Source organism: Dyadobacter sp. UC 10 (assembly GCF_008369915.1).
Taxonomy (GTDB): Bacteria; Bacteroidota; Bacteroidia; order Cytophagales; family Spirosomataceae; genus Dyadobacter.
This window is the reverse complement of record NZ_VSRN01000001.1, coordinates 2,764,803-2,777,495: the sequence shown is the minus strand read 5'-3', so window position 1 is coordinate 2,777,495 and position 12,693 is coordinate 2,764,803. Positions and strand designations below refer to the sequence as shown.

The 12,693-nt window shown below is 45.3% G+C and carries 9 protein-coding genes; 3 read left to right on the top strand and 6 right to left on the bottom strand.

Features of this window, described 5'->3' with window-relative positions:
- Window positions 1-106: 106 nt before the first annotated feature.
- Window positions 107-1,330 carry a 4-hydroxy-3-methylbut-2-enyl diphosphate reductase gene (locus FXO21_RS11510; protein ID WP_149640204.1) on the bottom strand — a complete coding sequence of 408 codons (1,224 nt, stop codon included), beginning with the start codon at window positions 1,328-1,330 and terminating at the stop codon, window positions 107-109.
- Between the two features lie 180 nt (window positions 1,331-1,510).
- On the opposite strand from FXO21_RS11510, the gene FXO21_RS11505 reads away from it, so the two are divergent.
- The 3 genes from FXO21_RS11505 to FXO21_RS11495 all read left to right on the top strand — a co-directional run bounded on the left by FXO21_RS11505 (window position 1,511) and on the right by FXO21_RS11495 (window position 3,908).
- The gene (locus FXO21_RS11505) at window positions 1,511-2,074 is read left to right on the top strand and encodes an RNA polymerase sigma factor (RefSeq protein ID WP_149640203.1); all 564 of its coding nucleotides are present in this window, start codon (window positions 1,511-1,513) and stop codon (window positions 2,072-2,074) included.
- Window positions 2,075-2,281: 207 nt separating this feature from the next.
- The gene (locus tag FXO21_RS11500) at window positions 2,282-2,890 is read left to right on the top strand and encodes a hypothetical protein (protein WP_149640202.1); all 609 of its coding nucleotides are present in this window, start codon (window positions 2,282-2,284) and stop codon (window positions 2,888-2,890) included.
- On the top strand, window positions 2,850-3,908 hold the full coding sequence (locus tag FXO21_RS11495; RefSeq protein WP_225865655.1) for a hypothetical protein: 1,059 nt from the start codon (window positions 2,850-2,852) through the stop codon (window positions 3,906-3,908). The genes FXO21_RS11500 and FXO21_RS11495 overlap by 41 nt, the downstream gene beginning before the upstream one ends.
- Before the next feature lie 7 nt (window positions 3,909-3,915).
- On the opposite strand, the gene bshC is transcribed toward FXO21_RS11495, so the two are convergent.
- The 5 genes from bshC to FXO21_RS11470 all read right to left on the bottom strand — a co-directional run bounded on the left by bshC (window position 3,916) and on the right by FXO21_RS11470 (window position 12,682).
- Window positions 3,916-5,502: a bacillithiol biosynthesis cysteine-adding enzyme BshC gene (gene bshC / locus FXO21_RS11490; protein WP_149640201.1), complete on the bottom strand. Its 1,587-nt coding sequence runs from the start codon at window positions 5,500-5,502 to the stop codon at window positions 3,916-3,918.
- A gap of 199 nt (window positions 5,503-5,701) precedes the next feature.
- Complete coding sequence (locus FXO21_RS11485) at window positions 5,702-7,528, bottom strand: acyl-CoA dehydrogenase family protein (RefSeq protein ID WP_149640200.1); 1,827 nt, start codon at window positions 7,526-7,528, stop codon at window positions 5,702-5,704.
- Window positions 7,529-7,669: 141 nt separating this feature from the next.
- On the bottom strand, window positions 7,670-10,561 hold the full coding sequence (locus tag FXO21_RS11480; RefSeq protein ID WP_149640199.1) for a putative Ig domain-containing protein: 2,892 nt from the start codon (window positions 10,559-10,561) through the stop codon (window positions 7,670-7,672).
- Window position 10,562: 1 nt separating this feature from the next.
- Complete coding sequence (locus tag FXO21_RS11475; protein ID WP_225865654.1) at window positions 10,563-11,669, bottom strand: glycosyltransferase; 1,107 nt, start codon at window positions 11,667-11,669, stop codon at window positions 10,563-10,565.
- Between the two features lie 5 nt (window positions 11,670-11,674).
- Window positions 11,675-12,682 carry a glycosyltransferase family 2 protein gene (locus FXO21_RS11470; RefSeq protein WP_149640197.1) on the bottom strand — a complete coding sequence of 336 codons (1,008 nt, stop codon included), beginning with the start codon at window positions 12,680-12,682 and terminating at the stop codon, window positions 11,675-11,677.
- Window positions 12,683-12,693: the final 11 nt, after the last annotated feature.

The following is a 12,693-nucleotide window of genomic DNA, read 5'->3' as shown; positions in this document are numbered from 1 at the left end:
ATTTTTTGTGGTAAAAATCATCCGTCTAATTTAACTTATATCACCGAATCACCCGGAACATTGAATTCTAAATGATTTAAAGGTCTCAAATTTTCTACAACCGGCTTTAAAACGCTTCCATCACTTCCTCAATTGGTTTGGCACCTTCAAAAAACGATAATAACCGGAGCAAAATCGCCTCTACAACCGCGTCAGGACAGGATGCGCCGCAAGTCAGCATGATCTTTACCGGCGCTTTTTCCGGAATGTAATTTTCAGAAACGATCTCTTCTTTTAAATGCATATCAAAATGCCTGATCAGCTGGCGGTCCAGCAGCTTATTCACCGATTCGATAAAATAGGTAGACAATTTCTGCTCGCAAAGCTCGACCAGATGTGAGGTATTGGAGCTGTTATAACCTCCCGCCACGATTACCAGATCCGCCTCCCGCGTCAACAACGCATAGGTAGCATCCTGATTATCATTGGTAGCATAACAAAGTGTATCGCGGGTATTGGCAAAATGCGCCTCCACTTGATCCGGAAGCAGGTTGTAATGTCGGATCATCATGTTTTTCAGGTAATCTGAAATCCCCTGCGTGTCCGAGGCCAGCATGGTGGTCTGGTTCACTACGCCAATGCGTTGCAGGTCCTTAGCCGGATCAAATCCTTCTGAATATTGACCTTCAAAATCCGTATAAAACTGCTCAGTTGGCCTGGACCCTGTCATATACTCCGCCAGCCGCTCGGCTTGCGCCATATTCTCTACCACAACCGTCGGCGCATTTTCCTTACTGTGCGAAAATGTAGCCCGGGTCTCTTCATGTTTCGGTTTTCCGTGCACGACGATCGTGTAATCCTTCTCTCCGATCTGCGCAGCGCGGTTCCATACCTTTTCTACAAACGGACAAGTCGTGTCGTACACATATGAGTTAATGCCGAGTTCAGCCAATTTCTGCTGATTTTCTACGGTAGTTCCAAAGGCTGGGACTATCACAATATCTTCGGTCGTCAATGTTTCCCACGCGATCAGCTGGTTGCCTTTTGTATCCATAATAAACTGAACGCCGCGATCGAGCAGATCTCTGTTCACGTCGGGATTGTGGATCATTTCGCTTAACAGGAAAATCCGTTTCTCAGGGTTTTCGGCAATCGCTTTGTAGGCAATATCAATCGCGTTTTCTACCCCATAACAAAAACCAAAATGCCTGGCAATCAGAAATTGTACCGGGCCAAAATCTAGCAATGTAGGCGAATAGTCCCGTTTCAGCTTATCATTTTTACGGCGAAACTCCTTAATCGGGGTAATAATCCGGCTCCTGTAAAAATCAGGGATATTAAACGTTTTCATTTATGATTTCGGTAGATTGCAGCAAACAGCCAAAGATAACAGAACTCCATCTGCATAAGAACAATCGGGCGTTTATCATTGTTCAAATCTGAATTTTTTGAAAAAATTATAATGCGCCGTGCAACATGCATCGAGCGCTACTGTCTTTACCACAGAACGTTCAAAAATTAAACCTTCTGCTTGAAAACACAAATATACCCAGACCGGCATGTCGAACTGGTGGAACGTTGTAAACTCGGTGAGCGAAAAGCGCAGTACGAGTTATACAAGTCTTATTCCAAAGCCATGTTCAACATTTGCATGCGGATATTAAACCATATGGGGGAGGCGGAAGATGCTTTGCAGGAGGCTTTTGTAGATGCATTTACAAACCTGCACCAGTTCAGGCAGCAGTCGACGTTCGGGGCCTGGCTGAAACAGATCGTGGTGAACAAGGCGATCAACCATTTACGCAGCCGGAAAGTGAAATGGGTGGAGATCGACGAGTTTCAGGAAACACTGGAACACAGCGACAGAAACGAGGATTCCTTCGGGCTCGACGAGAGCCAGACCACGCTGGAAGTAGAAAGGGTAAGGAACATGGTCCAGAAACTTCCCGACGGTTACAGAGTCGTGTTAAGCCTGTATCTGTTCGAAGGTTATGACCACGAAGAAATAGGCGAAGTACTGGGAATTAGCGAAACAACCTCGCGAACGCAATATATGCGAGCGAAACGGAAGCTGACGGAGATGTTGGTCAGGTAGTTAGGGTGATCAGTGTGGTCATTGGTTGTCATTGATAGTCACTGATTGTCTTATGTGATAGGACATATAACCGTAAACTAGCGCGACAAGAAATGACAATAAATTACCACAAGTGACAATTAATGACTTCTAGTGACAATTAAACTTTCAACCAAAAAAATAAACGGATTTGAAAAAATTATTTACCCATGACACATTAATGAATCTATGAAAAATTCTTCAGATAAAAAGGATCGATTGGAGCGGTTTGTGAGAGATAACAGGGATGGATTTGATACTTTCTTACCGCAGGATTCTTTATGGAGCCAAATCGAAAGTCAACTTCATAATGAGATTCCGATAGTTCCGGAAAAATCCAAAAAAAAAATCAGGCGGCTGACTAATCCGTATTTCGACTGGCGAATCGCCGCCGGTGTCTTCCTCGCGCTCGGAATCGGCTTTATGGTGTATTTGAATAACGAATACGGCATTACCCGCGATCCGCGCGTGGCAATAAAAGTGCCGACTTATGCCCGCGAGCTCAATCAATACAATGTTGCAATAGATCAGAAACGGGAGGAGATCATCAAGCTCGCACGGAATAATCCTGAATTGTACAAGGATTTTGCGGCCGACCTGGAAAGTCTTGAGGTAAACTACAAAACTCTCAGATCCAATCTGTCCAACGCGCCCAACCAGGAAGCGTTGCTGGAAGCGATGATCCAGAACCTACAATGGCAGGTTGACCTTCTCAACCAACAATTAGACATTTTGCAACGCATTAATAAAGTCAAAAATGATAACGAAAAAGATAATAACAGTGCTCCTGTTATTTAATATAGCATTGATCCTGCCGCATTTCCTCAGTGCAGGCCCCAACGATCCGGAACAGGGAGGACTTATCGAAAAACGGAGAAATATTATTAAAGTTTTCGATGTAAAAAAGAGCGATCTGCTCATTGTAGACAATCAATTTGGTCAGGTAAAAGTCAATTTGTGGGATAAGGGAGAAATCAAAGTAGAGATTGTAATTACCGCCAACGCACCTTCAGACAGTAGGGCATCGCAGTATCTGAGCGCCGTTAACATTGAAGAAAAGCGAATCAAAGATGAGATCGCACTGACCACACACATCGATCGCGGCCAGTTTGCCAACAATGGCTGGAACAACCGCAAAGGCGAAAAGAATTTCGTCCAGATCAATTACACGGTTTACATGCCGAAAGAGAATGCGCTCGTTGTCCGAAATGAATTTGGTGATACTGAAATTCCTTTTTTCCACGCACCGCTCACCGTTGATTCCAGACATGGAAACTTCGTAGCCAATTTCCTGGAAAACGCTGATAATGTGATTGATGTAAAGTATGGCAGCGCGAAAATCGGGACAATGGATGGAGGAAAACTGGAATTTGAATACTCAAAGCTCAGCCTCGATCACGGAAAAAAAATACTGTTAATTAACAAGTCGGGCGATTTACGTATTGGCGATGTGATCAACCTTGATGCAAATATTGACTATTCGGGCGCGAATATCGGAACGATCAGAGGAACTGGAAAGATCAAGCTGAACTACTCGGGTAGCTTCAAAATCGATGAGCTGACAAATTCGGCACAAAATGTTGATATTCAGGCAGCGTACTCTTCGATAGTGCTTCCTGCGGAGGCTAACCAGTTTAATGTGACTGTCTCTTACGGAAATTTCACCTATCCGACCAATAATGTCAATTTCTCGATGCAGCCCGCGAAGGACAACAAATCTTACAAACCCAGGCAATATCAGGGAAAGATAGGCGCTGGCTCGGGAACAAAAATCACTGTAAACTCGCGTTACGGAGATGTGAGGCTGAAAGACTAGCGACTGGTTATTCCTCCAAGATCACGTTGTAACTAAAATCAAGCGGATCAAAAGCCTGAAATAGTTTTGAGATAAATTCGGGATCGCTCGTATAAAAACTCAGCAGATTGTCATACCGTTCCTGGGCGATTCCGTTCGGGAACAGTTTGTTTTTAAGCGCCAGCAATTGTTCTATTTCTGATTGATGATTGCGCTCCTCGGCCCGCACAATCCTTTTCTCCAATTGTTTAAGCGAATGCAGCAACCTGGTTTGCTCGGCCTTCACCGCCCCAAACATGGTTTGGTCCACGGCGATTGCTTTTTCCAGTATTGTTTCAAAAATCTTATTGAAGTCCTCCTTCTGATCGTCGAGATCCAGAATGTGCTGGGTATTTCTTTCTATGAAAGTCTTGCGTAATGCTACTTCATCCAAAAACAGATCTTCGTAGCTTATATTCAACTTTTTAACCTTTTTACACTGGTGCCCGGTGATGTAAAGTGCAAAATTTCTTGGTATCAACATCGGAAAAGGAACCCCGAAATGATCAAAAACACCTTTCAGCTGCATCCAGTAAGGTACTTCTGACGGTCCGCCTATATACGCAAGATTAGGGAGGATCATTTCCTCATAAAGCGGTCTCAGTATCACGTTCGGACTGAAAAGCTCAGGCTTATTTTCCGCCAGATTTAAAATTTCAGTTTCTGAAAACGATAGCCCAGTATTCAGTACTTTATAGGTGATATCTTCCTTCACGATTCGCTCGCGAAGGTTTTCGTCAAGGTAAAACAAATTGATTTCCCGTGCATTTAACGGGGTGTGGTAACCCAGCGCATTAAGCCTGGAAGTGGTTTCACTAACCAGCTTGCCGGAAATGTTATTGGAAAGTTCTTCTTTAATGACGGGAAGGAAGGAGCGTTTTAAATCCGCATGATCCGCATCGATTGTGACGAGGCCGTATTGCCCGAATAACTCGTGCATATAACATCGAACGGCGTCGGCGAGCGTGCCACTTTCGAGATACGCCCTGGCAAAAAGATCCGGCTTGCCGGGAAGTTGTTTCAATATGCTTTCCAGCTCCTTAGGATTCAGCCTGCCCACTGCGCCTTTATGGTCGCCCGTCCATTTGTGTGTTTGCCCAAATAAATGAACCGAAGCAATTTCTTCGAAATCATGGTCTTCCGTAGCCATCCAATATACCGGCACAAAGTTGTATTCCGGATAAGCCCCTTTCAAGGCACGGGCCAGTTTGATCGTCGTAACGATCTTATAGATGATATAGAGCGGGCCGGAGAAAATATTAAGCTGGTGACCGGTTGTAACGGTAAAGGTTTTGTTATCCAGCAACAATGAGAAATCAGGCAGATCGGAAAGCCCGACATATTGACTGTTGAGAACATTTACAAGTGTCTTTCTCTTTTCAGTATCGAATGCACGTTTTGCTGTTATAACCTCGTTCGCGTTTTCAAGAGTCGGAAACGCGCTGTAAAACTCTGATAGTGAAGGTTTTTGATCAAGATAATCCAGCAGTAATGCGGGAAATTGACCTGTCGCACGCAGATCCACCGTCTGCAGAGTTGTGAAAAATGGCTTTTCAGCAGCTTGAAGAGAATCCAACGTATTTAGCTTAAGTGTTCATTCGAAACCAAAGATCTAACGAGAAAAACGCGGAAATTGGTTTCCCAAAGTTGCGTATTTTGAATAATAATAAAAAACCATTTCAGGCAGCAAAAAGGCCTGACCTTTTCAGATCCGGCCTTCTAATTTGCTGGTTTTTAATTACCTGAGTCGATGCCTTTACCCTAATCTTTAATGATCAAAATATATAAGTATTCTTTGCTATCAGTTCGTCTGCGACCCGGCGCCGGGCATTTTTCAGGTTGACGGGTTCAATCTTCGTAAAGCGCTTCAAGCCCATGAGCATGACACTCAGCTCGTCGCTTTCCGCGAAACTCGTGATCGCCGCGCGGCCAGCTGAATTGACTTTTTCTACTGCGCGGTTCAGATAAATCAGTGCCATATCCTGCTGCAATGCATTCCGTTCCGCGCCCAGCATCCCGATGCTTTTTTCAACGCGCAGCAAAACTGACTCGGCTACATAAATCTCGATCACCATATCCGCCAGGCTCATAATGATCTCCTGCTCCTCGGAAAGCTTCATCATGAACTTCTGCACCGCAGCCCCGGCCACCATTAATACCGCCTTTTTGAGGTTCCTGATTACTTTTTTCTCCTTTGCGAAAAGGGTATCCTCTTCTTCTGCGCCAAAATCAGGAATAGACATTATTTCTTTTCCTACCGCCGCTGCCGGGCCCATCAGGTCGAGTTGGCCTTTCATTGCCCGCTTCAAAAGCATATCGACCACGAGCATTCTGTTGATCTCGTTGGTCCCCTCGAAAATGCGGTTGATCCGACTATCGCGGTATGCCCTATCCATGGGTGCATCGGCAGAAAAACCCATTCCGCCGTAAATCTGCACACCTTCGTCTACCACAAAATCCAGTACTTCCGACCCGTGCACTTTCATAATCGCGCATTCGATCGCAAGTTCTTCCAGTGCTTTCAATTTCGCCTCGGAATCTGACATTCCTTTCGCCTGAAAAGCGGTGATCAGGTCATCGATATTCTGGCCAACGCGGTATGCAGCCGATTCCGTCGCATACATGCCGACCGCCATTTCAGCAATTTTATGCTTGATAGCGCCGAAATTTGCTATTGCCGTACCAAATTGCTTGCGCTCATTTGCGTAATTAATCGCCTGTTCTGCTACTTTCTTGGCGCCTCCCAGTGCGGCAGCCGCGAGTTTGATGCGACCGATATTCAGGATGTTTACCGCGATCTTGAACCCGTTTCCTCTCTCTGAGAGCATATTTTCAACGGGTACCTCACAATCGTTGAAGAAGATCTGGCGTGTGTCAGATCCTTTGATGCCCATTTTGTGCTCCGGCTCGTTCATCGTAATTCCACCGGATGACTTATCTATGATGAATGCGGTCAGGTTTTTATCGGCCTGCCCGTTTTCTTCTATTTTGGCAAAAACAATGAATACATCGGCAAAGCCACCATTCGTAATCCACATTTTCTGGCCATTCACGATATATTGTTTTCCATCATCTGAAAGCTTTGCCCTGGTTTTGCCGGAATTTGCATCTGACCCGGAATCTGGTTCGGTGAGGCAGTAAGCCGCTTTCCATTCGCCCGAAGCCAGCTTAGGAAGATACTTTGATTTTTGATCTTCATTGCCATAATACAAAATCGGCAGCGTACCGATCCCTGTGTGTGCGGAGAGCGCAACGGAAAATGAGTTACCTGCGCCAGTGGCCTCAGCTACCAGCATGGAAGTATTGAAATTCATCCCAAAACCGCCATACTCCTCCGGAACAGCTGTACCCAGCAATCCCAGTTCACCCGCCTTGTCCATGAGGCCCGCGATCAGTTCGGGACTTTTCGCCTGGTCGATTTCGTCAAGCCGCGGCCAGATTTCTTTGGCAAGAAAATCGCGGCAGGTAGCTGCGATCATCTGCTGCTCTTCATTAAATTCCTCAGGAACAAATATTTGGGAAGCCAGGGTTTCCTTAATTAAAAATTCTCCGCCCCGGGTGGAGCCCCGGCTCGACATTTTTCTTTCTTCTGCAACAGCCATATCATTTATAGAATTATAGAACGATGTGCAATAATAGTATGCAAGCATACCATTAAATAGGCCCAAATATAAATCATAATTATATTATGCCTGCATACTGCCCTCCGAAATAATGCTAATTATGTGGTGCTTTAAGGAATGTTACTTTTTGAAGATCCTGAATTGTTTCAGCAGCTCACCGGCACTGTTGCTGATCCTGACAAAGTAAATACCCGAAGAAAGACCGGCTTCTGAGAGATCGATATTGGCCAGATTATCGGAAACACTCACCAGGCTTGCAGGAAGAGGTATCCGCTTTCCAGAAATCATCACAAGTTCATACTGCATTTCTTCGCCGGTCTGGTTTTCAGGAAGTTTTATATTGATGACGTTTTCTGTAGGGTTAGGGTAAAATGCCCATTCCAGCATGTTTTTGGTAATATTAACCGAATCTCCGTATGAAATACTGAACTGAATAGAATTGGTAACGATTGCCGAATCTTCCTCGGCGGCGGTTACCGTCAATGTATACCTGCCCACATAAGGCGCAAAGCCCTGGGCATTTTCATACAATGCATACGGAAATACAGCAGTCGTAGAGGTTCGTTTATAGGGTCCGTCGAGCTCAAAGGTCACGCGGTCGTACTCAAAATTTCCGTAAGCATAAATGTTCAAAAGCGGCGGAAGTGAGTCGTAAGCCACCACATCATCGCCTGCAAGCTTGCGGATTACCCGCTGATCAACTTTACTGCCACCCGCCACAAGCTCGAACCGCAGCTCGGGTGTCTGCACCTTCAGGATCAGTGGAATTTCCACGTAGGCGCCGCCATTATCATAAGCTCTGATAATCAACCTGTACTCACCTTCTTCGGTCGGCGTCCCGGAAAAAACATTGAGTGCAAAATTGAGCCACGAAGGTCTGTTTTGGACAGAGATTGAAGAGATATAACCATCGGGATCGCCAAAAATATTGGCAGGCAGAATGTAGTTGAATGGCATATTCACCTGCGCGTACTTGACGGGAAGTGTGGTGGTTGCGAAAGGAGGCGCATTTAAAAACTGTGGCTCCACCACTCGTATCGTGAAATATGTTTCAACGAATGCATTCAAATCGTCGTAAGCCTTAAAAATAATCCGGTATTCTCCCAGCTTATCAGGCGTTCCGCTCAGTGTTCCATTCGTAAATTTCAGCCAGGCAGGTAATTCGGCGGCTTCGATTTTGGTGATTTCTCCGTCACTATCTTCGAATGTTCCGGCAGGAATTGCAAAACTGAAAGGTTTGCCGATCGCTACCATTTGATTGGAAAAATTGGCATCTACAGTTGGCGGCTTGTTTGCATTTTCCCGGGTATCTACGCGGATCGTGAAAAAAGCATCGGTAGAACCGCCTTCGTCGTCGGTTCCCTTCACTGTAATACGATAATCACCCAAAACAGTCGGCCGGCCGATCAGGTTTCCATTTTCGAATCTCAGCCAGGAAGGCAAGCCGCTTACTTCTACCTTCACAATGGTGCCGTCAACATCCGAGAAGGTGTCGATAGGAAGTTTGTAAGTAAAATCCTTGTTCACTGCGATAATCTGCATCGGTACCGGTCGAAAAACGTAAGGCATATAATTGGATGCGTCGTTCCAATATTCCGGTGCCAGCAGGTCTTCCTCCAGCTTCACTTGTACAGGTTTCGGACTTGCGGGATTTGCATAAGCACGCTTAGACCATTCATCGAATATCACACTGATCGCCCCCTTTTTTTCAACTGCGGCAGAAAGCCGGTAACTCACAGATTCGGTGTATTTAATTGGCTGCAAAGGCTGTGAAAGCCAGGTGGCAGCGGCAGGTCGTAGAAACGGCTCGGATCTTGCCATTTGTTCTTTGGTGGATATTACTACTGCCACTACATTGGCACCATGGGCAAAATTTTCCGTTATCTGCTTCAAATGCGTGTTATTGTCGAGGTAAGAGCTCACAAACAGTTCATTCGCCGTGATAAAGCTTTCAGGCATATTGCTTTTTACGATATCCACAGACCACCGGTGATCGTAATTGGGGCTATCGTTGATCTTGATACCATCTGCCTTTTTATTTAAGTCCTTGAATCCCAATGTCCCGCGCATTACTGAAGCTGCGTCGAAGACCGAACCGTAGTCGGAGACAAACTTGATAGCGGGATCAACCGATTTCACAGCTCCTATCATTTGCTCGAAATATTTTTTCATCGCCTCGTGCCGGTAAATGTACCAGTCTTTTCCGGCGCGCTGCCTGAAAGATTCTTCCGGATCCCAGGCTGTAAAAGGCGGATAAGGATCGTTAAAAGTCTTGTAGTTCATGCCCCAGAGGAAATTGAGGCGCTCGATCTTTTTGTAATGATCTTTCAGCCAGTTCTGAAAACCGCTTACCATGGTTTTGGAATAATCATACACGGCCGAACCTTCCCTTCCATCCGTGATCAGGCCACCCGGATATTCACCTTCCTGGGTAGGGGTATTTGTGACGGACACGTACAGCAGCTTGTTGCCGGTTTGAAGATATTTATACCTGGTGACGGTTTCTTTTACAAATGCGATCCCTTTATTAACGATAGCCTGGTTATCAAACCCGAAGAAGGTATCCTGATAACCTCCAAGTAGCGGTTTGTCGGAATGGCTGAACTGGCTATCAGAAGGCTCCCAAAAACCTTTAATGCGTGTGCTATGCCTGCCGAGGTGGATGCGGAGCGCCACCTTCATACCCAGGTCGGTGGCAATTTTGATCTGCTCGTCGTACTTGGCCCACTTCGGGGTTTCAGTTGGAGAACTGTGATAGACTTTGTCCCAGGGAATAGTAATGTAAACTGCGTTCATGCCGAATTGCCTGCCCGAACTGATCAGCTCTGGCTCCGGCCCCCGGTTATCGGCGTCCGTGAGGTTCAGAAGCATCAGGGCCAGGTATCGCTGCGGGTCTACTTCCGAGGTACTTTTATCAGATTGGGCTGAAATGGGTTGAATTGCAGCAAACAGGCCTAAGACTAGACAGAGAAACTTGGCAGGAAACTGAAATGCGTTCGTAGAATTGAACATGCTAAAACTTTTTGTCAATTAATTTGATCCACTCATTATACCCGTTTTCCACATTGAATTGACCAGCCCGCTCAATGCTTTTCGTACTGTCAACAACCACTTTCCCTTCCATAATCAACCGCATTCCGTCCACCATTTGCCTGACACTCAGGTCACTGGTCACCACACCCATTCCATCCTGAATAAATTCGGAAACACCTCCGGAAGGGAATGAAACAATGGGCTTGCCCAACAGCGCAGCTTCTATCATCACAAGAGGAAAAGGGTCTTGTCTCGAGGTGAGGAGGAACCCGTTACCCACGTTAAGGTAGTTATAATAATCTTCTTTTTGCTTACCTACCAGATGAATTTTGGTCGCAGATTTGCTACTTACACACCTCTGTTCGGTATAATAAACCATCCCGTCGTCAATTTTTGCCCCAACCCAAATGAGGTGGACATTTGGGTCATCGAGCTCATCGGCAATATCCGGGAGCATATCAAAACCCTTTCGCTCTGAAGTCATTCCTGACAATACCCAAACAAATGCTTTTTCCGGAATACCAAGATCCTTTCTCAGCTGATTGCTTCGCTCGTTATCCTTTTTAACCAGCTTATGGTCAATAAAAGAATATAGCAGACCGATATTTTTAGCGCCTGCGTTACTGAGCGCATCGCAGGTAGCCTGCGAGCAGCCGATCAGCAAATGTGAATAGTCGATAATACTTTTAAAATCCGGCCCGCTGAGATAGCTGTATGTCAGCGGCATTTCGTGAAAGTGTGTTACGACTTGGATGGAAAATTCTTTTGCAATTACGATAGATTCGGGGATCATGGTGGTATTCACATACCAGAAATCCGCTTTGAAATCTTTCGCGAGCTTTCGTAAATACCTGTGAATAGGATTAATACCAATGTGGTAGGATACTTTTTGAAATACATTGAACTTTCGAGGGGCTATGAATCTTGGGATATCTTCGGGAAAATCGTTCAGTAACTCCCCGTTAGCAAAACTTACAATACCTACGTCGAAACGCGAACGGTCGATTTTTTTTAAAATATACAACAGCATCATTTCTGATCCTGTCCTTGTGGCATAGGGCGTGAAAAACAGTATTTTTTTCTTCATGCTATTCATGCAGAGGCGGTTAATAGGTCGATGTTCTCGTGCGGTTTTATCTTATACGATCCTTTTTTTAAGAATAAAGTCTGCCAGAAATACTTTAAAATTACCACCGTTTTTCTGACATAAATCCGCTGGGTTCTTAGTTCTATCAGCGGATTTCTGCTGCTTTTGATATTAAATGCAATTTTCCAGCCAAAAACCACCGGTACCATACTAATATAATGTGCGATCAGTAAAAGATACTGAAAAACACCATATTGCTTCCTCACCCAAAGGAAATTGGATACCTGCATTTGCGTACTGAACCGGTTGATCCAGGAAATATTCGTCCGCCGGAACGGATTGTTATTTTCGAGGTGAATGAATTTACAATCTTTGAAATAACATAGCTTCCCCAGTTTCCCCAGCCTTCCCGACCATTCCACGTCCTCCCCGTACATAAAAAAATCCGGACTGAACCCGCCCGTTTTCTCAAATCCTTCGCGCCTCAGAAAAATGAATGCACCAACCAGCCAGTCGTATTGATCGGGGTCCGAATATTGGGGTTCCGGATAAAAACGGTTCAGTATGTTGTCCGTCGTACCTCCCGGAGGCAGTATAAAAAACGTTTTCCGAAACTCATTGAAACTTTGGTAAAATGGCATTGGCGTACCATCAGGATAATATTGCAGTGCCCCGCAGGCGATGATATCCTGCCTGATTTCAAGTCGCTCAAAGCAGCGGCCTATCACATTGTCGGTGACCAGCGTGTCGGCATTGAGCAGCAGGAAATACTTCCCTTTTGCTATTGCCATTCCCTTATTATTGGCAATTCCAAAGCCCGGATTGGAGGGCAGGTCAATCCAGCGGACAGAAGGATAGGTACCGCGGATCAGGTCACCGCCACCGTTTTCAGGGTCATTGTCAACAATTATTACTTCAAACGTCACTCCGGAAGTGTGCTGATGAATAGAATTTAAACAATTAATGATCAGTTGTGGCGTGCGGTAATTAATGATGATAATGGATACATCCATGAAAAAGCGTG